The following is a 20,094-nucleotide window of genomic DNA, read 5'->3' as shown; positions in this document are numbered from 1 at the left end:
TTAATTCAGGCTGTAATTTTTATCAAAATCCTTGGTTAAAAGCTCGTAGGTTACCCTTAGCCAAATTACAATGCAAGGTACTGCCTTTAAGGAGTATTTAATAATATAATTTTCTTTTACAAATTTCGGAAATAGATCCGAAGTTGAAAAACATGTAAAAATAATGACAAAAACGAGTAATCCGATAATAAGCGGTGTTCTTTCTTTCTGTAGGAAAAACCAAATTAAAACTCCCACCACTGCAATGATGTATGTTGGAGATTCTGAGCTGGAACTGAACAATACTAAAAATAGTAATGTTGACGCCAGGATCATTAATTGGAATGCGTAATGCTTATATTGCTTAATTCTGATATAAGGCAGAGCAAAAAGCGGCAATCCAAATGCTAAAAACACAAGATTAGAAATGGAAGCATCCCCTAAAATTCTTCTGACAAATCCCATCAATGAAATATCCTGCATATTTCCAAGTACCTGATTTTCACTATTTTTTTCTACAATCGACTGAAACCAATCTGAATAACACTGAATTACAAATTTCGGGCTTGAATACGCCATTGGAAGTGCAAAAAACACTGCGGCAATAACAATTCCTGAAAGAATGAATTTAGTCTTATTTTTAATAAAGAAAAACTGTGTAAGGCCTACAATTCCATAGATTTTCACAAATATCCCTATTAAGATGGACGTTACTGATTTTACTTCTTTTCTTTCGTAGATATAGACTGCGGATAACAATAAAAGACCTGTGAGTGCTACATTAAACTGTAAGCTTAAGGCTGCGGTAATGTATTCCTGAAGACATAGCAATCCGAAAATTGCTTTTTTGGAGTCTGAAAACGGCAGTTTATAAATTGCATAGACAAAAATAAAGGTATTACCAACATTCCAAAGGGAAATTCCCAGCCAGTCGGGCATCATTGCAAATGGAGCAATTAATGCGCTAAAGAAAACTCCATAATGATTTAAATCAAAATAAAGATCAGGATAATGGATGAATAAATTCTTCTGATGAATGGTATTAAAGAATACATTTTTAAAGATCAAATAATTATTGATCGCATAATCTCCTCTAAGGTATTTGGAAATTGCGGTAACAACCGATATAATAAGATAAACCCCAAATATATATTTAGGGTTTAAAAGTATTTTAAGAAATTTCTCTTTCAAGATTGTGTGGTATTAGCTTAAAAATTGAATCTTAAACAGCTACATTATTATCTCTCAATGCATCATTCAGAGATGTTTTCTTATCTGTAGATTCCTTTCTCTGACCGATGATTAATGCACATGGAACCTGATATTCTCCTGCCGGATACTGCTTTGTATAGCTTCCAGGGATTACTACAGAACGTGCAGGAACTCTTCCTTTAATTTCGATTGGTGTATCTCCCGTTACGTCAATAATTTTTGTAGATGCTGTTAATACAACATTTGCTCCCAATACAGCTTCTTTTTCTACGTGAACTCCTTCTACAACAATGCATCTTGAACCAATGAAACAATCGTCTTCAATGATTACCGGAGCAGCCTGTAATGGCTCCAATACTCCACCGATCCCAACACCACCACTCAGGTGAACGTTTTTACCGATCTGTGCACAACTTCCAACAGTTGCCCAAGTATCTACCATGGTTCCTGAATCTACATAAGCACCAATGTTCACGTAAGATGGCATTAAAATAACACCCGGAGCAATGTAAGCTCCTTCTCTCGCCACTGCATGTGGTACAACTCTCACCCCTTTTTCAGCGTAGTTTCTCTTCAAAGGCATTTTATCATGAAATTCAAATGGACCTACTTCAATAGTTTCCATTTTCTGGATCGGGAAATACAATACTACAGCTTTTTTCACCCATTCATTTACTTGCCATCCGTTTTCTGTAGGTTCTGCAGTACGAAGTTCACCTTTATCAACTAAAGAAATAACCTCTCTGATTGCCTTTTGGCTGTCTTCATTCTGCAATAATTCTCTGTTGTCCCAGATATTTTCAATAGTTTGTTGTAACGACATGTTTCTTATTTAAATTAGTTTGAAAAATTATACCGGCCAAAGATACAAAAAAGTTCAGCAAAATAATTTCAAACATGATGCTTTTAATAAAGGCCCAGCATACGTCCTACCCTCTTTTTATAAGCAAGATATATTTGTTCATGTTGTTTCAGTAAAAACTCTTCCTCGAGCCTGATTTGAATTTGCATTAAAATGCTACCGATCAGTAAAAACGTCAATGCAATAACAGTTGGAAAAGCCATAAAAAAACCTACAAGGCTCACAGTCATTCCCAGAAATATCGGATTTCTTGAAAATCTGAAAAGACCTTGGGTGACAAGCTCAGTTTTTGTATCATTATCAATTCCGATTCGCCAGGAATCTTTCATTTGCCATTGAGCTATGAAAACCCAAATCAGTGCAATAATCATCAGAACTACGCCAGAATACCGGAAGAAATCATTGTCCAGAAAGCTTATTATAAAGGACTGTCCTATTATATTAGGAGATAAAAAAAACAGAATTGTATACATAAACAGGAAGAATAAAGTCAGTTTAAAATACCAACCTATAAGTCCATATGCAGAATCATCTTTAGGAAGAACATTAGGATTCTTACCAATTCTTTTGGCAACAGTAAAACTAATTCCTACAAATGAAACAAGAAAAAATAGTATAAAGTAAAATGGAATAAAGAATCGGATAAAATCTGTCATGGCGTAAAAGTTTTGTACAAAATTCATCTGTTTTGGAATGCAATGCTATTGCAATGATTTTCTTTACGTATAGAAAGCACAAAAGCTTTTACATATTTACATTATTTTGCTTCACAAATAATAAACTCCATTGTTTTTTCAACATGCTGTTCCTGAACAATACCTTTTGCATATTTTCTGTTCCTGCCTATATTGTATTTCGTTAAATACGTCTGATTGATTTCATCTGTAAGTTCATTAGTATCAGTGGGAATTACTGCCTTTATGTTGAAAATTGAATTTCCACATTGGATTTGGCCATTTGGGTCTTTTAAGAAAGTATTGTACCAGCTTCTTTCTGCCAGTCCCCATGATCTGGCGAATATTCTATCCTGAACAACAACCATCCATATTTCCAGAAAATCAGTTCTTTCTGATCCTGCTTTGATTCCGATAAGGTTATTTGTTTTGATATAATTCAGTACTTCGTCTTTATTCATTATAATAAGTTTTTGTAAAACTATGATAAGAGAAACTGAATAAAAACTTTTTTATGTACAGGAACACAAATGTGATGTGAGTAAGTGTTTTATTGATGTAGAGTGTTTTTACAGCATCATTTTGCTAAGAGCTTCGGTAAGACAATCCTTATAGCTTTTGGCGACTGCTATTTTTATATCACCACACAAAAGCTGATTATCTTCAAAAGAGTCGATATTGATTAAATTGACAATATAAGAATTATGTACCCTCATGAATTCGTCAGGCAGGCTATCAATAAGATCTTTGAGAGGTTTGTAGTAGACATATCTTTTTCCGTTCAGGGTGTGAACTTCCACATAGTTGCCCAATCCTTTGATAATAGTAATATCTTTATAAAAAAGCTTTACCAGTTTTTTCTCTGTTTTAACAAAGGCAAAGGTTCGATTTTCCATGATAGCCTATAAATGGTATAGTATTCTATTATAAAACACGTTGAGCATGAAGATAAGCCTTATTCCAATACTTTTCGTTCAATGATGAAATGATTACTCCTTTGGATGTGGAAGCATGAATAAACTTCACTTCTCCATCGGGGCCAATATCATGAACAATTCCTACGTGAGAAACGCGGCTACCTCCTGCAGTGGCAAAAAACAATAAATCACCAGGTTTTACATCAGTAATATCAATATTTTTTCCGGATTCTGCCTGATCAGAAGATCTTCTGGGAAGATTGAACGAATTTTCTTCAAATACTTTTACAGTAAATCCGGAACAATCGAATCCTGATGATGTATTTCCTCCAAATTTATAAGGAGTTCCAATATATTTCTCAGCGTCTTTCAAAACATCATTGATAGATCTTGGAACCTTACCGTCAAATCTGGAATCCAGTTTTCTAAGGTTTTCGGACTTTACAACAGTTTTATTTCCTGATTTTTTATTGGAAGACACTTTCTTCGAACTCCCACAGGACACTACAAAAGCAGATGCAATAAGTAATACAGACAGTTGCTTTATGCTTATTCTATTTTCAAATAATCCCGTTCTCATATTCCTCTGATTTTTACCTGATTAACAATTGATAGACAAATATACATTTTATATTTTAATTATAATAAAACTATACTACAACTATATGATAAATATATGTTAAAATTTTGATTTACATTATTTATTGCTATCTTTGAGTTCAATATTTACAATATGGCGACATATGAAAGTGTAATCAAGATCACAGGGGCTGTAGGTGACCTTGTCTTTTATAATCTGAATGGGAAAAATGTGGTTCGGAAGAAAAGTGGTTTCAATAAAACGGCTTTTAAGAAGAATCCGTCTTATGAAAAGGTAAGGCAAAACAGCTCTGAATTTGGTCACTGTTCCAAAGTGGGGAAGGCCATTAGGGCTAGTCTCGATTTTTACATCAAAAAAGCAGGTGATCCTCTCCTCTACCAGAAGTTTGCAAAACTGATGACAGAAATAAAGGATCTGGATACAGTTTCTGAGCGAGGTAAACGAACGGTTGAAAATGGATTACAAACTGAAATCGGGAAAAAGCTTCTTAGACAATTTCAGTTTGGAACGATAGAAAATGTAAGGTCCACTGTTGAAGTTAAAAATCAGGTTCTTTTAGTAAACGGAAAAAAACAAATTGATAAAGCAGCAATCCTTACCATAAAACTAGACTCTGAAAATATGATGACAGAATATGCTGAAGATGAAGTGATATTGAATGAAAGCCAAGAGACGTCCTTTAAAGAACATTTTGAAAAGAAAGATCCCCTCCTCTATTTCGTGGCATTAAAGAATGAAAATAATGAAATTCTCCAAATGGGGTTTGTATAAATAAAAAAGTCTGCAGATTTGCAGACTTTCTATTTTTTATTTCTTTTCTCCTTTCCAGGTTCCGTATTGTGCTGGTGTTGGAAGTTGGTTGCCCCAGCTTCCGTTTCCTTTTTTATCCGGATTAAGTTTTCCTTTAAACTCTCCTTTTGACGGAAGTCCTACTGTTCCAGTCAGATCTCCTGTATTACTTAAATTACCGGAAATATTGTAATTTGTATTATTAACATCAGAATGCATTGTTCCTGACACTTTACCGGTATTGTCTACCACAAAATTCCAGACTCCCTTATCACCTCCTTCATATGTCCCCGACCATGTTCCTATGTAATCATAGATCGTTTCATCATCAGAGCTGCAACCGATAAATAAAAATGCCGTTAATAAAAGTAAAAAAAGTTTCTTCATAGTTTCAGTAGTTTATAACCTAAAAATCATGTTATTCCTTATTACATACATTCCAAAAGCCATGTAATAAAGAATGAGCTTATTATTTATTATTTTTTTGTCCGTGCAAATCTACTAATTTTTTAATTCAAATTATCTGAATTTTAATTAGTGCCCAATATGTTTATTAAAAAACAACATATTTTGGCTAAAATACAAATATTTTTCAAACAAAATCATGAAGCTTAAACTTTAAGTTAATATCTAATTCGGATAGTTTAAAATTTTCACCAATAAATTAAATTAATATTAAATATAATGGCGTAATATATATTTAATAAGTTTTTTATTCTCAATCAATACATATTTCTTACCTTAGTGAAAAATTTAAACGTTATTCAAATTATACCATGAAAACAAAGACTTTTTTTTTGACAGCGCTTGCTTTTTGCAGCTATATGAACGCACAAGTAGGAATAAATACTACAACTCCCACAAGCACATTGGATATTAATGGATCGGTAAGAGTAAGAAACCTGTCAAATACAGAACAAAAGATTGTTACAGCGGATTCTGATGGTACATTCAGCTTAATGTCTCCGGAGGAAATTTTCTCTCCAAAAGCGATACTCAATACTTCTACAAATGGCGCAGAGCAAAGATCTACAATCTATGAGGGAAAATGCTTTCAGCCTACAGATAATGCCTCTTCATGTACAGTTTCTTTAAATCATTACAGTTCGTGTGCCGGTTTTAATACTCCGGTAGAAACCAAAATTGTAGTGGGACAAAACCTCAATACAGCAAACGGGCAATTTTCCGGCGTATGGAGTGCCCGATATATTGACAATAAAGGATTTACAAACAGTTCGTCCATACCCAACCAGCCGGTTCCCGATTACCCAAGAATTTCGTACCCCAATGCCAACATCTCTAATTATCTGGCAAGCTCTTCTCTCGCCGGGCAGCAATGTACGGCTGATCTGGTAGCCACGATTAACCCAACAACCGGAGAAATCAAGCTAGAATCTGTAAAACGAAATATGTATGCCCACTTAGTATACCTTCTTTCAGTAGCACGTTCAAGAACTTTATAATACAATATATCTAATAAAAAAAAGCCGTAATACTCATTGCGGCTTTTTTTATTCTATAGTTATAAGTTCTTCAATAAACTTATCCTAAGCATCAAAATCATAAAGCTCAGAATATTATTCTGCAATAGAATCACTATAATTTCTATTGATCTGAATCCATAAATAATTGATTGCATTATCATTTTTATAGATAGTAAAGTCTTTTGATAAAAAATAGACAAAGGATATTTATAAATTACCAGTACATTAGTGCTTCAAAAAATCAACTAATTACTTTGAATCAATTAAAAAAGTAATAGACTGTTTTCTAATATGTATAAATCAATGAGCTGCAGGCATAGAACAGTGGATAATAAATCTAAAAACAAGGTAAAAATAACTCATGAAAGTATTTTTGAATTTCACTATTCTATTTCTGGCCTTTTTCATTGGCTCGGCACAACAAACTAAAAAAGTAAAATCGAAAGATTTAAAAAGTATCTATAATATACAAGATAGTGTTTCTGTAAAAACAAGGGACGGAGCAACACTATCTTTAATGGTTGTAAGAAAAAAGGGAGATGAAAATCCCAAACCCGTCATCCTTCAATCCACTATTTATGTTAGAGATACTGGTAGAGATATCGCATCATTAAAAAGATCTGTAGACAATGGCTACGTGGGCGTTATTGCCTATGCAAGAGGAAAAAAATTTAGTCCTGACGAAATATTTCCATATGAAAATGATGCCAATGATACTTATGATGTTATTGATTGGATCAGTAAGCAAAAATGGAGCAATGGAAGTGTTGGGATGTATGGCGGCAGTTATAATGGCTTTACTCAATGGGCAGCATCCAAAACCCTACATCCTGCCCTCAAAACAATCGTCCCTTCAGTAGCCGCACGGCCAGGGCAAGGATTACCTGTAGAAAATAATATTTTCGTCAACCCAAATTACGAATGGTCATTTTATGTTGGAAATAATAAGTATCTGGATACTATTGCCGGAAATGACAGAAAACGGTTTCGTCAAATGCAAAATAAATGGTGGGAAACAGGGGCTGCCTACAAAAAACTAGATAGCATAGATGGCGTTCCTAACAAATGGTTTCAACGATGGATAAGCCATCCATCTTTTGATAGTTATTGGCAAAAAATGACGCCATATAAAAAAGATTTTGCACAAATAAAAATTCCGGTTTTGGCATTTGACGGGTATTACAATGATGGACAAAGTTCTGGGTTGTACTATCTAAGAGAACTTCAAAAGTACAGTCCGCAAACTCCTGCCTATCTTATCATTGGACCATACGGACATTTTGGTACACAGAGTGGCGGAGAAAGTGTCTTGTATGAATACAAGGTAGATCCCGTTGCACTGTTTGATATTAATAAAATCACTTATCAATGGTTTGATTATATTCTAAAAAATGGCACTAAACCGGAAATCCTAAAGGACAAAATCAATTATGAGGTAATGGGTGACAACAAATGGCGAAGTGCCCCATCAATTGATAAAATGAACAATGATTTCTTAACGTTCTACCTAACCGATGACAAGTCTGGCAAATTCTATACTTTGAATTCAAAGAAACCTGTTAAAAAAAGTTATTTATCGCAAGAAGTTGATTTTGCAGACAGAGAGACAACAAATAATGATTATTATCCAGAACCCCTTATTCGTAAAGAAATTGATACGGCTAATGGATTTAATTTTATTAGTGAACCTTTAAAAGAATCTATGATAATAAATGGCTCATTTCTAGGAACCATTAAAGCAAGCATTAACAAACTAGATATGGATATTGGGGTAACCTTATATGAAGTAATGCCCAATGGAGAATATTTTCACTTATCTTATTTTATTGGACGGGCTAGCTATGCGAATGATATTACACAAAGAAAATTACTAAAGCCAAATGTAATTGAGAGCATTCCTTTCTCTAATACACACTTAGTAAGCAAAAGACTTAGTAAAGGAAGCAGATTATTAATTTATCTAAATGTAAATAAAAATCCTTTTTCTGAATTAAATTACGGAACAGGTAAAACTGTGACCGAGGAAAGTATAAAAGACGCTAAAGAACCATTAAAAGTAAAATGGTACAACGATAGTTTTGTTAAAATCCCCATATTAAGGGACTAAATTAAGATGGGATGTTACAAAAAATGGTCGGAATAAATTCCGACCATTTTTGATTTCTAAACAGAGCCCGTCTTTAATTTTGGTGGAAAGTTTTGAAAAAAGTAATTCTATTTTTTGTTATAACAAGGCAATCCCTGTCATGGGACCTTGCTGCAAAATAATACTTTCTGAGCCATCCGTCAGATTTATTTTCCTGATATATCCACCCAGATCAGATGTATAGGCAATATTTTCACTTTCATCCAGAGCAAGCCCGATACCTTCTTTTAGGCCTTTTGCTATAATTCTATGATTAGTAAGGTCTCCGTTTCCGGAAACTTCTGCACAATTAAGGCTATTTCCTTCTGGTTCCGCTCCCCGATCTGTCCAGTATAACTTTCCGGTCTTATGCCCAAATTCCAGATCAATAGGCTCAGGAAGGTGATCCATTAACAATTCTATGTCCGAATCACTTACAGGGTGTTTCTGAGATAATTTCATGCGGAAAATTTTACCTTTACCCCCTTTAGTTGGTCCTTTCTGTGTCCAGTATAAATAGTCTTTCTGGGGATTCAATGCGATACCCACACAATGTTTCTCCACTTCGTTAGAATTAGAATCATCTTTCTCATGTTGCAACAGAACCTCAAGACCTGAGCCGTCTGCAAAGGAAGACATTACAGCCATTCCTTCTCTGTCACACCAGTATAGACGATGTGTCCTTTCATCACCGGTAATCTGTTTTGGAGTCGTAATACTGCCATTTCCAACAAGTACCGCATGCTCGCTTCCATCTTGATTACAACATTCTATAGTCCCATCTTTTGCAAAATAACCTTCCGGTGGATCAGTCATTTTACCCATAATAGTCCAGTAAATCTTGCCTGTATTCCGGTCTATCCATATCCCGTCAGGAGTACCATTGGTAATTTCCAGGAGTGTTTCTTTCGTTCCATCCTCCAGTGATATTTTCACAATTTGCGGAGGATAAGCTTCTAAACATAGCAGGAACTTCATGTTGCTGTTACTTCTTGTAATCATTATAGAAGCCTTCACCTGATTTTACCCCCAGTTTTCCCTCGGCAATCATTTTTCTTAAAAGTTCCCTTGGTTCTTCCGGAATCCCCGGACGCTCCTGAGCATAATGTTCTTCAATATCCAGAACAACATCCAATCCTACTTGGTCCATGGAACGGAATGGTCCTTGTTTAGCCCCTAAGGTTTCCTTAAAAATATCATCCACCGTTTGTGGAGATGCTACTCCTTGGGCAACAACGTATAGGGATTCTCTTTTTATGGCAGCCCATATACGGTTATAAATAAACCCAACGCTTTCTTGTTCTGCAACATAAGGGGAAAGCCCGTATTCTTTTAATTTATGGGCTAGGAAATCAATGATATTTCTATCGGTTTCACCACATGTCATTAGCTCTACAGCTCTGGCAATGGGTGGCATCATAAAATGCATATTAAGCAGCCTGTTTTTATGGCTTACTTTACCTGCCAAATCACTCGAGCGGTAAGAAGATGAATTGGTGGCAATAATTGTATCCTCTGCTACTGCGCTATCCAGTTGTCCCAGAACTTCGATTTTAAGTTCCGGAATTTCAGGAAGACTTTCAACCACCAGCCATGCCTGATCAATTGCCTGATCAAAGTCTGTAAAGGTTGTCAGCGTACCCGCTTTTCCGTTAGGAACAGTTTTAACAACGTCCGGCAGGTTTTCTTCTACAAATGTTTTTGCTGCTGCGAGCGCATCATTGTTTTTATCATAGATACGAACTTCGCCACCCTGCGTAGAAAACATGAGGGCAATACGACGACCTAAGGTACCTGCACCAAAAATAGTTATAGGTCGGTTTTGTGAATTAGCTTCTAAATTATCGCTCATATTTATATATTTTTTTAATTAGATGTAATAGTTATTATACCAATTTACATAAAAAAGGATAGGCATATTCTACATTAACCAGAATTAACAATTATTAAAATGACCTTATATCCGAATATTTTAAGATCATTTTACTAATACTTTTTTTATCAATTTTTTGAGTTCAGATAGAGAATTGATGTCACATATTCAAGCTGCGTTTAAGCTGGATTACAAATACTTGAATTAAAGAGCGGTAAGAAATGCCGTAATACCAAATATAATACCTGGCAAATTTGCAATTGCAACCGGCCAGTCTCTTTTCGGCTTTCTAAGCAATCCATAGGTAAGCCAAAAAGTACAGTTTATAGCAGCAACTAAAGGTTGTATCCAATCTCCTTTATCTCCTTTAAGATTATTACTGATCTGAGGAATATATGAAACATACATAGCTACTGCAGTCACAGTTGCTACCCATCCTAAAATTGTATAAAATTGATTATTCATAATCGTTAAATAATAATACAATTTACTAAATTTCAATCAAAAAAATTCTAGAAAATATTTATCCAGCTTTACTAAATCATCTTAAAAATCAGTTTGTCTTCAATGTTTTATAGTTCCTAACTGTTCCATCCTGCATGAAAAGGTTGATGAAATAAAGACCTTCATTAAGTTCACTCAAGTTAAGTTCTTTGCTTGGCAGAAAAGATTTCACAAGCTTTCCTCCAGCATCATTAATAGTGATGGACTTTACATTTTCTACATTGGAAATATTAACCACATCATGGAAAGGTGTAGGATATACAAAAGTCTTCACCTTACTTACTTCTGATACTGAAAGGTTTGCATCCTCCTGTACAATTTCTAAATCATCAATACTAAGCCCTCCGTTTCCGGCACTTGTTTTATAAAAATCTGCACCAATACCATATTGAGTGCCTACTACAAGTTCACCCTCAGGAATGGTTCCTGTGAAAGTGGTACAATCAACAGCAGCGGAAGTTACATTCGGACTAAGAGCGTTAGTGTCTGAGCCATCAAGAGCATAATAGACTGCATTTCCCCACGTGCTACCTGTTTTTGTTCTTATAAACAATAAAAGTTTACCGACCATTGTGCCTGTCTTCTTTAATTTAAAGGTCACTTTAACTGCTTTTCCATTATTGGTCTGCCCTAAATCTGAAGGAGAAATGTATACTCCCCCTTCCGGTGCACTTACAGTATATGTTTTTGCATATGATAAAGTTCCACTACAAGAATTTGCATTGGTTGTAACGCTCCCTCCTCCAAAATAATAGACACCCGAAAGGCTGTTATTGAAATTTTGACTCGTGTTATACTGCGCTTGTGCTTCAATTGTCAGTAACATAAAACAAGAAAATAATAACTTTTTCATAATATGCATATATAATTTCTTAACCTAAATTATTGTTGACAAGCAAAACGAGAATAGCTATAACTATTCAGCTTATGTTTTTTCAATTAATATGTCAACGTATAATATCTTCCCCCAAACCTAATGTGATATTATATCAGATAAAAACAATAATCTTCCCTTTTTCCGGAAAAAGGGAATAACAAAACAAACGATATTGTATTGAATTTCAACATGTTGTATGTTTTTGACATTATGAAATATAATTTTAAAATCAAAGTCGATTCAAACCTGACTATACTCATCTAACTTGAAGTAAAATGCAAATTTGTACCATTTTGATTAATCGAAAAAATCAGAGCCTATAACAGAATAATCATCAAAATTGAAAAGAAATACTTTTAGCTATTTACAGATGGATACTTTAATTTGCTATATTTGTTATTCAGCTGATAATTAGTTTTTATCAAGTACCTTATGATCCCTCTATATGAAGTCTATACTTTTTATTCTTCTTTTTTTAGCATCATTTGCTTTACCTGCTCAAAACAGAGATGATTTTAATAAGGTTTATTCAAAGACTTATATAAAGATTTCTCATAACGACTTCAAAAAAGCAATGAGTATTGCGGATTCCTTGTATTCAGCTTCTGAAGAACCTTATTTTAAAGCTAAAAGCCTGATGCTCTCGGCTACCCTCCTACAGGAAGCTGGTGAAGTAAAAAAAGCAGTAGATTATGCCTCAAAGGCAGAGGAAATATGCGAAAACTCTAATGATCATGTACAAAGTGCTGAAATCTATGGCTTCTTAGCAACCCAGTATCGCAGATTAAAGCTTTATGACCAATCCATTTCATATATACAGAAAGCCTCGGAGCAGGCAGGGTATATAGAAGATACTAACGTCAGGAATACTATTACCGGGTTAATAATGCAGGAACATGCCAATTATGAAATTGATCAAAAGAATTATAAAAAAGCAATACTATTAATTGAAAAGTCCCAGGCTTGCTTCATAAAGAATAAAGCAAACAAAGAGTTGTTCTTAGCAAGTAATGAGAGACTGCTAGCAGATTGCCTCTATTATCTGACAGAATATGATGCTTCTCTCCATCATTATACTACTGCATTGAAACTGTTGAATAAATTTCCGGATAATTTTCTGAAAGGATTTATATACAATGGAATATCTGCTGTCTACATCAAAAAAAGAAATATCAAGGAGGCCAAAAACTATATTAACCTTACCCAAAAGATTGCTGAAAAAACCCAGTATCTGGATTTGAAAAAAGAAATTTATAAAACGTCCCAGGAATACTATATTTTAGAACATAATATTGAAAAATTCAGTCAATTAAAAAAGAAAGAAGATGTAATTTCTGAAGCTATTTCGGAGAAAAAAAATACTTTTATTAATAGTGAACAAACCAAATTATTGGATACAAATAAAACTCTGCATCAGAATAACCTTTTTTTAATCCTAGCTTCTGGTGGTACCCTCACTCTATTAGGTATTTTATCTTTCTTTTATTATAAAAAAAGTAATCTTGTAAAATCAAAAATCTCACAGTTAGAAAGTTCTTTAAAGAATATGACTAAAGTGAACCGCAAGACTACGGAAAATATCAAAACGATAAAGCCTCATGTTGAAAAAAAAATCCTGAAAAAACTGGAAGTATTTGAGAATTCTGAAATGTTTCTCAAAAAAAATGTTTCTCTATCTGCATTGGCTACCTACTGTGATACCAATACAAAATATCTTTCTATAGTTATTAATGCTCACAAACAAAAAGACTTCAACAATTACATTAATGAACTGAGGATAAAGCATTTGGTCAACAAAATCAGGACAGAGCCTCAATATCTGAAATATAAAATAGTGAGCTTAGCTGAATTAGCTGGTTTTTCAACACAAAGTAAATTTATTGAGGCCTTTAAAAAAGAAATGGTGGTAACCCCCTCAGTTTTTATAAAAAGCTTGGAAAAAATTTAATGTATTATTTCAGGAAAGCTCAATAAAACAGTTACATTATATAGCAATATAGTACTTTTATCTCCTGATTTCTTTAAAAATAAAAATCCTGTATTTCTAAAGAATTACAGGATTTATAAGTTGACAAATAATTAGCAGGAGAGCGAATAGATTATTATCCCAAAATAGCTTTCGGTTCAAGATAGGCCTCCAAACCAAATACACCGTATTCACGACCAATACCAGACTGTTTAAAACCTCCAAATGGCGCTTGTGGATCGTGTGAAAGTCCATTGATGCAAACCCTTCCCGCATCTATTTGAGAAGCTACGCGATTAGCTCTTTCCTTGTCGGAAGAACTGATATAAGCGGACAATCCGTAGGGAGTATCATTGGCTATTGCAATAGCATCTTGTTCATCTTTATATGGAATAATGGACAAAACAGGACCAAAAATTTCTTCCCGGGCAATTCGCATATTATTATTTACATTCGTGAAAATAGTTGCCTTTACAAAGTTTCCGGCTTCCAGCCCTTGCGGTTTTTCAGTCCCGCCTGTTAACAATGTTGCGCCCTCTTTTTCTCCAATTTTTATATAATCTAAAACCCGTTCGTATTGTTTTTGGCTTACCATTGGGCCAATTGCCGTATCGGAGTCTTTCGGATTTCCTACTTTTAAATTTTCTGCAAAATTTTTAGCGATAATATTTACTTCTTCCAGTTTATTTTCTGGTACAAGTAATCTTGTTGCTGCAGCACAGGCTTGTCCACTATTCAGAAAAGCAGCGATAATTGCTGTCGGAATAGCTTCTTCCAAATTGGCATCGTCTAAGATAATGTTTGGTGATTTTCCACCTAATTCCAGTGTAACTCTTTTCATTGTATCCACAGCACCTTTTGCGATAATTTTTCCCACTACGGTAGAACCAGTGAATGAAATTTTGTTAATATCAGGATTACGGGTCATTTCTGCACCCACAACATCTCCTAAACCATTTATAAAATTTACAACACCTTTGGGTAGACCTGCTTCGTGGAAACATTCTGCCAGTATCTGGGTCTGTTGGGCGCTCATTTCACTTGGCTTAACTACAGCCGTACAACCTGCGGCAATAGCTGTAGAAATTTTGGTACAAATAAATCCGTTGCTCATATTCCACGGAATAATGATCCCCACAACACCTACAGGCTCTAATCGTACTTTTGAAGTTCCAACGTTGGGTTCTAATTCAAAATTCTTTAACGTATCAATCATCGCTGTAAAGTCGTTTATGGCAAACTGAACTGCCATTGAACTAAACTGATGTGTTCCACCGTATTCATCAATCATTACATTAATTAATTCATCTTTTCTGCGGTCAACTGCAGAACGTAATTTTTCCAAATAAACAATTCTTTCTTTTTTAGTTGTTTTAGAGAATGTTTTAAAGGCTTCTTTGGCAGCTGCTACTGCATTTTGTGTATCAATTTCATCGCCTAAAACTACCTCTGCTGTTTTTTCGTTTGTAGTAGGGTTGATTAAGTCGAAAGTGGCTGTGCCGTGTGGCGTAACAAATTCGCCATTGACATAAATTTTATTAATTGTCTTCATTTTATAATTCATTTTGTCTTACAAAATTCCAAAATATCAATCTCAAACTGCTTTTTGTATGGCTCAAAGATTAGTTTTTGTACGGCTCATAAATTTATCATAAAAAATAACCATCCCGATTGCTCCGAAATGGTTATATATACTTGATTACCTAAACTTACTTATCTATTTTCAATCCAGTCTACCAACAATTTACGTTCTGCAAAAAGCCATTTTCCGTCTTCCTTTACAAATTTATCTTCGTAACGGATGGCTGCAACCATAAATTTTTGCTGACCATCTTCAAGTGTTAAATGATGAGCCATACAATAGGCAATTCCTGTAGCATTTTCGCCATTTAATTTTACGGTGCTTTGTCCGTTGAAATGCATTGTAGCATCGTAAGAATTCAAATTATCAAATACAGGAAACAATTCTGATTTGCTGCTCACAACCTGAGATGGCACCCCTGATTTTGGATCATAGTACACTTCAAAATTGGTATCTTCTGTAAACAGATCCATTTGCCCTTGTGCATCTCTTGTGTCAGCGCAATAGGCATAGCGGTCTACCAATTCACGAATGGCAAGTCTGTCTTCTGCTTCTATTATTTTTTGTTCAATATTCATTTATAATTTTTTAATGATTAAACTTTCGGTTGGCGTTACGCCATATTTAGTTTTAAATGATGTATAAAAATGTGACAGGTTTTCAAAACCTAATTCCAAATAAATATCAGCCGGTTTTTTGTTCTCCTGATGAATAAGCTGATAGGCTTCTTCCAAACGTTTTTCTTTCAACCATCTTGCAGGAGGTGTATTGAACGTCTCTGCAAAATCACGTTTAAATGATGCGAGGCTTCTGCCTGTAAGTTTTGCAAAATTTTCAATCGGAGCATTATAATGATAATTATCCAGCATAAATTTTTCGAGATTTATTTTATGTGGTTCACTAAAATCAAACAGAAAGCTTTTAAATTCAGGATTGATGTTCAGTAATAGCTCTACAATCTCTGAAATTTTGGAAAATACCATTCTTTTGTTGCCATCTTCCGGTTGCTCCAGATATGGAACCAAGGATTGAAAATAACTCTTGAGAAAATTGTCCGGCTTTAATACAATATTGTTTTTTCCTGAATATTTTTTATCACAAACAATATTATTGAGTGTCGCAAATTTTTTCAGGTCTTCCGTTTTCAGAATAATGGAAACAGCTTTGTATTCGATATCTGAAGCTGTTACTTTCAGTGTTTTTGCAAACTGATTTCGATGGGCTAAGAGTACGCGGTTTTTCTTCAATATAAAGGTTCCTTGCTGATGAAAAATATGTGTTTCACCCGACAACTGGAATGCCAAAATATGTTCTGATACAAACTGTTCGTATCCCCACTGGTCTTTTGAAGTACAGGAATAAACGAACGAATCATCGGTCTGTGGTATCACGCTGGTCATACTTTTTTAAATTTTAAAAGTTGTTCGCGATAATTAGTATTACGGGCTTCTGTATTGCTGTCAATAAGCATTAAAAAAGCAGAAGTTATAATAATAGTAAGTGTTATGGCCCGCCAATTAGCAGCTGGAAAAAGCATTAGTAAAATAACAGCTACAATGATAATAGCAGGCAAAACTTTAAATACTGTCTGAAATTCACCTTGTGATTTTATGGTTCGGGCAATCTCTTTTTGTACAAAGCTATTGGCATCTGTGTTATACTCGGTTTTAAATTGCTCAATACGAGGTTTATTGGCTGCATACAAACCAATTCCTACGGCTAGAAGAAAGAGCCCTGCAACAATCATTGGAATTATAAATGCTTTTGCCATTACTGTTTTGCCCCACAAAGCAAATCCAACAGCGGTTAACAAGACTATAAGACTAAGCAGTCCCACTATTTTCGCTGAGAATAGCTCTGCTCTTGCCCACTCTGTACTTATTTTTAAAATATCCATTAGTAAAATATTAGAGTACAAATTTCAGAAAATAAAATATAAGTTTTACTTTCTAAAAAGCTCAAATGTTAGTTTCTGAAAGGCTTATTTAAATTACACGTTTGTGAGTTGAGTTTACAGTAGAATAGGCATACAACTTATGAATGCCAAAGAGTAAAATCTGCTATTGTAGTTGAGCCTTGAGGCCCTACCCAGATTGTAGAAACATTTTCCGGATGTTGCGGATCATAAAGTATAGTCGCAACATCACCAGTCTTTGGCAAATCGCTACGCTTCCATTGACCTATTTTCTGTACCCAACGATCAACGCCAGCCATGTCAGTGAATTTTACAGTAATTGTTCCAATGAGACCGCCTGAGCTAGGATCGATTTCCGGGATATCTGTAATGAGTGCTGGAGTTATTTTTCCCTCAGTTATAATACGGGTAAGAACTTTATACTTCGCAGATCGACTTTTTCTTAATAAAATATTACTTAACAAAAGTAATATGGCAATAATACTCAAGATTGTTGGAATAAGCCAGAATATTCCCTTTGCTGATAAAGATAGTAAACCCCACCATGCACCAACGGCAAATCCTATAAAAAGAACAGGCACAGGTCCTACAAAAGGAGATGAAAGTAATTTCCCAGTGAATCTACGGCAGGCACCAGTATGTACAAAGAAACCAAAAATAATGAATGGCAGCCCGACAATCATTCCAAAGATTGCTAAGGGAGGCTCATCTGAGTTTGTCATATCCTGCTCTAAAAAGCCAAATATAGAACGGGCTATCAATACTCCGCCCAATAAGATCATCGCGTGTCCAATCAAAATACCTAACAATGCACCCTGACTTCCTTTTTGCCTGGCTATCCGCTGTTTACGCATTTCTATAGGATCTGTTGTATTGTTATTCTTCATTATATAAAACTAAGTTTCCGTAATTGTTATACTTAGAATCTCTTAAAAGACTATGTTTCAAATGTATGGCAAATTAATTTAAAGAACAACGAAAGAAACAATATACTTAAATTAATGAAAATCAATAATTTATAATTAAAACATAAAATGGCTTTAATTGGTCCCCAGTTTTGCTTCTCATTCTAAAATAATAGACTTCATAGGGTAATTATAAATAAGTTAGATTATGGTTCTAAAATTTATTTGTTTTTTATTAAATTGTAAAATATAAAGATGAGACAAGATAAATTAACATATCATGACTACAGAATTCCCTCTCCTCAAGAGTTTGAAATGATATTTTCTCATTTTTATTTTGCTGAAAATAATTCTGAAACAACAATAACCAAAACTCTCCTACTTTCTTTTCAAACAATTATGGTTTTTAATTTTGGGACTCAAGCTTATCTGGTTTCTAAACAAAAAATAAGAATTGAGGTAAATAAATGTATAATCCTTGGTCCTATTAAATCTGCATTTGAATACAATCTTCCTCCAAATGCACAGATTTTGGTTTCCAATTTCAAGGATGATGCATTTTATCGTTTTTTTGGTAAAATATTTCTCTTTGATCATTTGCCAATCCATCCCGACGAAGCTATGGGGGAAAATTGTTTTAATCACTTATGGCTACAATTAAATAATATTGATACGGTAGAAGAAAAAGTAAATCATATTCTCAATTTCTGCAAGCCATACCTCGACCAGCAAGATAGTACCTCTAGCCTATTGGCTAACTTCAAATCGGATAGCATAAATCCAATTAAATCCATTGCTGAAGAAGTTAAGCAAAGTGAAAGAAATATTCAGCTAATACATAAAAAACACTTTGGATTCAGTGCAAAAGAAATCAACCGGTATCAACGTTTTTTAAAAGCCATTGAATTGATTCATCAGATAGATTTTACAAACGAAAAAGTAAACTGGTTTGATATCATCAATCAGTGTGGCTATTATGATCAAAGCCAACTTATTCATGATTTTAAGCATTTCATCAATCTTTCTCCTAAAAATTACCTAAAGTTCCAGCAGGACATCTGCCAAGCAACCAACGAATAGTCATTTTCGTTTTCTTACAATTTTTCCGGTGTACCCTATTTTACTTTTGTATTGTTCAATCAATTAAAAGTAACAAAATGAAACACCTTATTATTTATGCCCATCCCAATCAGGAAAGTCTGAATGAACAGTTCAAACAATCAATTGAAAAAATTCTAAAACAGCAGGAACAGGAAGTAATAGTCAGAGATCTTTACAGTCAGAAATTTGATCCCGTGTTGTCTCTGGAAGATATGACAGGGCAGCGAAAAGGCACTGTTAATGAGCTTATCAAAATAGAACAGGAATATATTATGTGGGCAGATATAGTCACCTTTATCTACCCGATTTGGTGGACAGGTATGCCCGCAATTATGAAAGGATACATTGACAGGGTATTTAGCTATGGATTTGCTTATCGTTATGATCAGGGAATACAGAAAGGATTATTAGCTGGAAAACAGGCGATAATTCTAAACACTCATGGAAAATCTAATGAAGAATATACTTCTATCGGGATGGACAAGGCGTTATTGCTAACTTCCGATAAAGGTATCTATACTTATTGTGGTTTTCAGGTCAAAGAGCATTTCTTTTTTGATAAAGCCGACCGTGCTACCCCTGAAATCATAGAGACATGGCTATCTACAATCAGAGATGTATATACTATGAAGAGCTTCAAATCTTCCCTATAGATAAACCTAGTGAAATTTTTTATTTACTTATTTCAAAAAAAATCCTGCAAAAAAATAAATTTTGCAGGATTAATC

The 20,094-nt window shown here is 34.3% G+C and carries 22 protein-coding genes; 6 read left to right on the top strand and 16 right to left on the bottom strand.

What is annotated here, in order from left to right:
* The 6 genes from C1638_RS21255 to C1638_RS21230 all read right to left on the bottom strand — a co-directional run bounded on the left by C1638_RS21255 (position 1) and on the right by C1638_RS21230 (position 4,224).
* A complete protein-coding gene (locus tag C1638_RS21255; RefSeq protein ID WP_109623941.1) occupies positions 1 to 1,170 on the bottom strand; it encodes a glycosyltransferase family 87 protein in 1,170 nt (389 codons plus the stop codon).
* Between the two features lie 31 nt (positions 1,171 to 1,201).
* Positions 1,202 to 2,014 carry a 2,3,4,5-tetrahydropyridine-2,6-dicarboxylate N-succinyltransferase gene (locus tag C1638_RS21250; protein WP_109623940.1) on the bottom strand — a complete coding sequence of 271 codons (813 nt, stop codon included), beginning with the start codon at positions 2,012 to 2,014 and terminating at the stop codon, positions 1,202 to 1,204.
* Positions 2,015 to 2,097: 83 nt separating this feature from the next.
* Positions 2,098 to 2,709 (bottom strand): methyltransferase family protein, encoded by a 612-nt coding sequence (locus tag C1638_RS21245; RefSeq protein WP_228428245.1) that lies wholly within the window; start codon positions 2,707 to 2,709, stop codon positions 2,098 to 2,100.
* 101 nt (positions 2,710 to 2,810) lie between these two features.
* Positions 2,811 to 3,188 carry a DUF2255 family protein gene (locus tag C1638_RS21240; protein WP_109623938.1) on the bottom strand — a complete coding sequence of 126 codons (378 nt, stop codon included), beginning with the start codon at positions 3,186 to 3,188 and terminating at the stop codon, positions 2,811 to 2,813.
* A 108-nt stretch (positions 3,189 to 3,296) separates the two neighbouring features.
* The gene (locus C1638_RS21235) at positions 3,297 to 3,623 is read right to left on the bottom strand and encodes a LytR/AlgR family response regulator transcription factor (protein ID WP_109623937.1); all 327 of its coding nucleotides are present in this window, start codon (positions 3,621 to 3,623) and stop codon (positions 3,297 to 3,299) included.
* A 28-nt stretch (positions 3,624 to 3,651) separates the two neighbouring features.
* Positions 3,652 to 4,224 carry a C40 family peptidase gene (locus C1638_RS21230; RefSeq protein WP_109623936.1) on the bottom strand — a complete coding sequence of 191 codons (573 nt, stop codon included), beginning with the start codon at positions 4,222 to 4,224 and terminating at the stop codon, positions 3,652 to 3,654.
* A gap of 153 nt (positions 4,225 to 4,377) precedes the next feature.
* Here C1638_RS21230 and C1638_RS21225 point away from each other — a divergent pair, with 153 nt between their 5' ends.
* Positions 4,378 to 5,016 carry a hypothetical protein gene (locus C1638_RS21225; RefSeq protein WP_109623935.1) on the top strand — a complete coding sequence of 213 codons (639 nt, stop codon included), beginning with the start codon at positions 4,378 to 4,380 and terminating at the stop codon, positions 5,014 to 5,016.
* Positions 5,017 to 5,052: 36 nt separating this feature from the next.
* Here C1638_RS21225 and C1638_RS21220 read toward each other — a convergent pair whose 3' ends face one another.
* Entirely contained in the window at positions 5,053 to 5,421 is a 369-nt protein-coding gene (locus C1638_RS21220) for a hypothetical protein (RefSeq protein WP_109623934.1), read from the bottom strand.
* 389 nt (positions 5,422 to 5,810) lie between these two features.
* Between C1638_RS21220 and C1638_RS21215 the strand changes: the two genes are divergently transcribed.
* Together C1638_RS21215 and C1638_RS21210 are read left to right on the top strand one after the other, a co-directional pair.
* A complete protein-coding gene (locus tag C1638_RS21215) occupies positions 5,811 to 6,497 on the top strand; it encodes a hypothetical protein (protein ID WP_109623933.1) in 687 nt (228 codons plus the stop codon).
* Between the two features lie 382 nt (positions 6,498 to 6,879).
* Complete coding sequence (locus C1638_RS21210; protein ID WP_109623932.1) at positions 6,880 to 8,625, top strand: CocE/NonD family hydrolase; 1,746 nt, start codon at positions 6,880 to 6,882, stop codon at positions 8,623 to 8,625.
* Between the two features lie 117 nt (positions 8,626 to 8,742).
* Here C1638_RS21210 and C1638_RS21205 read toward each other — a convergent pair whose 3' ends face one another.
* The 4 genes from C1638_RS21205 to C1638_RS21190 form a co-directional block, all read right to left on the bottom strand.
* Complete coding sequence (locus C1638_RS21205) at positions 8,743 to 9,645, bottom strand: hypothetical protein (protein WP_109623931.1); 903 nt, start codon at positions 9,643 to 9,645, stop codon at positions 8,743 to 8,745.
* The gene (locus C1638_RS21200) at positions 9,629 to 10,495 is read right to left on the bottom strand and encodes a 3-hydroxyacyl-CoA dehydrogenase family protein (protein WP_109623930.1); all 867 of its coding nucleotides are present in this window, start codon (positions 10,493 to 10,495) and stop codon (positions 9,629 to 9,631) included. The genes C1638_RS21205 and C1638_RS21200 overlap by 17 nt, the downstream gene beginning before the upstream one ends.
* Before the next feature lie 225 nt (positions 10,496 to 10,720).
* On the bottom strand, positions 10,721 to 10,981 hold the full coding sequence (locus tag C1638_RS21195; protein ID WP_109623929.1) for a SemiSWEET family transporter: 261 nt from the start codon (positions 10,979 to 10,981) through the stop codon (positions 10,721 to 10,723).
* A gap of 88 nt (positions 10,982 to 11,069) precedes the next feature.
* Positions 11,070 to 11,873, bottom strand: a complete 804-nt coding sequence (locus C1638_RS21190; protein ID WP_165826572.1) for a T9SS type A sorting domain-containing protein — start codon at positions 11,871 to 11,873, stop codon at positions 11,070 to 11,072.
* A gap of 469 nt (positions 11,874 to 12,342) precedes the next feature.
* On the opposite strand from C1638_RS21190, the gene C1638_RS21185 reads away from it, so the two are divergent.
* The gene (locus tag C1638_RS21185) at positions 12,343 to 13,845 is read left to right on the top strand and encodes an AraC family transcriptional regulator (protein WP_109623927.1); all 1,503 of its coding nucleotides are present in this window, start codon (positions 12,343 to 12,345) and stop codon (positions 13,843 to 13,845) included.
* Positions 13,846 to 13,999: 154 nt separating this feature from the next.
* Here C1638_RS21185 and C1638_RS21180 read toward each other — a convergent pair whose 3' ends face one another.
* The 5 genes from C1638_RS21180 to C1638_RS21160 all read right to left on the bottom strand — a co-directional run bounded on the left by C1638_RS21180 (position 14,000) and on the right by C1638_RS21160 (position 18,247).
* Positions 14,000 to 15,415 (bottom strand): aldehyde dehydrogenase family protein, encoded by a 1,416-nt coding sequence (locus C1638_RS21180; protein WP_109623926.1) that lies wholly within the window; start codon positions 15,413 to 15,415, stop codon positions 14,000 to 14,002.
* Positions 15,416 to 15,576: 161 nt separating this feature from the next.
* Positions 15,577 to 16,023, bottom strand: a complete 447-nt coding sequence (locus C1638_RS21175) for a nuclear transport factor 2 family protein (RefSeq protein WP_109623925.1) — start codon at positions 16,021 to 16,023, stop codon at positions 15,577 to 15,579.
* Positions 16,024 to 16,845, bottom strand: a complete 822-nt coding sequence (locus C1638_RS21170; protein WP_109623924.1) for a helix-turn-helix domain-containing protein — start codon at positions 16,843 to 16,845, stop codon at positions 16,024 to 16,026.
* The gene (locus tag C1638_RS21165) at positions 16,842 to 17,342 is read right to left on the bottom strand and encodes a hypothetical protein (protein WP_109623923.1); all 501 of its coding nucleotides are present in this window, start codon (positions 17,340 to 17,342) and stop codon (positions 16,842 to 16,844) included. Before C1638_RS21165 ends, C1638_RS21170 begins: the two co-directional genes overlap by 4 nt.
* Positions 17,343 to 17,479: 137 nt before the next feature.
* Positions 17,480 to 18,247: a hypothetical protein gene (locus tag C1638_RS21160; RefSeq protein WP_109623922.1), complete on the bottom strand. Its 768-nt coding sequence runs from the start codon at positions 18,245 to 18,247 to the stop codon at positions 17,480 to 17,482.
* Between the two features lie 273 nt (positions 18,248 to 18,520).
* Between C1638_RS21160 and C1638_RS21155 the strand changes: the two genes are divergently transcribed.
* Positions 18,521 to 19,345, top strand: coding sequence for a helix-turn-helix domain-containing protein (locus C1638_RS21155; RefSeq protein ID WP_109623921.1), 825 nt, complete (start codon positions 18,521 to 18,523; stop codon positions 19,343 to 19,345).
* 77 nt (positions 19,346 to 19,422) lie between these two features.
* Complete coding sequence (locus C1638_RS21150; RefSeq protein ID WP_109623920.1) at positions 19,423 to 20,019, top strand: NAD(P)H-dependent oxidoreductase; 597 nt, start codon at positions 19,423 to 19,425, stop codon at positions 20,017 to 20,019.
* Positions 20,020 to 20,094 lie beyond the last annotated feature (75 nt).

This window comes from Chryseobacterium oncorhynchi, from assembly GCF_002899895.1.
In the GTDB taxonomy this organism is placed as follows: domain Bacteria; phylum Bacteroidota; class Bacteroidia; order Flavobacteriales; family Weeksellaceae; genus Chryseobacterium; species Chryseobacterium oncorhynchi.
This window is presented reverse-complemented; position numbering and strand designations above follow the sequence as displayed.

Bases quoted from the DNA above. Each gene is read 5' to 3' on its own strand.
- C1638_RS21250 (WP_109623940.1), bottom strand. From the start codon at position 2,014: ATGTCGTTACAACAAACTATTGAAAATATCTGGGACAACAGAGAATTA.
- C1638_RS21240 (WP_109623938.1), bottom strand. From the start codon at position 3,188: ATGAATAAAGACGAAGTACTGAATTATATCAAAACAAATAACCTTATC.
- C1638_RS21225 (WP_109623935.1), top strand. From the start codon at position 4,378: ATGGCGACATATGAAAGTGTAATCAAGATCACAGGGGCTGTAGGTGAC.
- C1638_RS21185 (WP_109623927.1), top strand. From the start codon at position 12,343: ATGAAGTCTATACTTTTTATTCTTCTTTTTTTAGCATCATTTGCTTTA.
- C1638_RS21160 (WP_109623922.1), bottom strand. From the start codon at position 18,247: ATGAAGAATAACAATACAACAGATCCTATAGAAATGCGTAAACAGCGG.
- C1638_RS21215 (WP_109623933.1), top strand. From the start codon at position 5,811: ATGAAAACAAAGACTTTTTTTTTGACAGCGCTTGCTTTTTGCAGCTAT.
- C1638_RS21230 (WP_109623936.1), bottom strand. From the start codon at position 4,224: ATGAGAACGGGATTATTTGAAAATAGAATAAGCATAAAGCAACTGTCT.
- C1638_RS21180 (WP_109623926.1), bottom strand. From the start codon at position 15,415: ATGAAGACAATTAATAAAATTTATGTCAATGGCGAATTTGTTACGCCA.
- C1638_RS21235 (WP_109623937.1), bottom strand. From the start codon at position 3,623: ATGGAAAATCGAACCTTTGCCTTTGTTAAAACAGAGAAAAAACTGGTA.
- C1638_RS21200 (WP_109623930.1), bottom strand. From the start codon at position 10,495: ATGAGCGATAATTTAGAAGCTAATTCACAAAACCGACCTATAACTATT.
- C1638_RS21190 (WP_165826572.1), bottom strand. From the start codon at position 11,873: ATGAAAAAGTTATTATTTTCTTGTTTTATGTTACTGACAATTGAAGCA.
- C1638_RS21205 (WP_109623931.1), bottom strand. From the start codon at position 9,645: ATGATTACAAGAAGTAACAGCAACATGAAGTTCCTGCTATGTTTAGAA.
- C1638_RS21150 (WP_109623920.1), top strand. From the start codon at position 19,423: ATGAAACACCTTATTATTTATGCCCATCCCAATCAGGAAAGTCTGAAT.
- C1638_RS21220 (WP_109623934.1), bottom strand. From the start codon at position 5,421: ATGAAGAAACTTTTTTTACTTTTATTAACGGCATTTTTATTTATCGGT.
- C1638_RS21245 (WP_228428245.1), bottom strand. From the start codon at position 2,709: ATGACAGATTTTATCCGATTCTTTATTCCATTTTACTTTATACTATTT.
- C1638_RS21170 (WP_109623924.1), bottom strand. From the start codon at position 16,845: ATGACCAGCGTGATACCACAGACCGATGATTCGTTCGTTTATTCCTGT.
- C1638_RS21195 (WP_109623929.1), bottom strand. From the start codon at position 10,981: ATGAATAATCAATTTTATACAATTTTAGGATGGGTAGCAACTGTGACT.
- C1638_RS21165 (WP_109623923.1), bottom strand. From the start codon at position 17,342: ATGGATATTTTAAAAATAAGTACAGAGTGGGCAAGAGCAGAGCTATTC.
- C1638_RS21175 (WP_109623925.1), bottom strand. From the start codon at position 16,023: ATGAATATTGAACAAAAAATAATAGAAGCAGAAGACAGACTTGCCATT.
- C1638_RS21210 (WP_109623932.1), top strand. From the start codon at position 6,880: ATGAAAGTATTTTTGAATTTCACTATTCTATTTCTGGCCTTTTTCATT.
- C1638_RS21155 (WP_109623921.1), top strand. From the start codon at position 18,521: ATGAGACAAGATAAATTAACATATCATGACTACAGAATTCCCTCTCCT.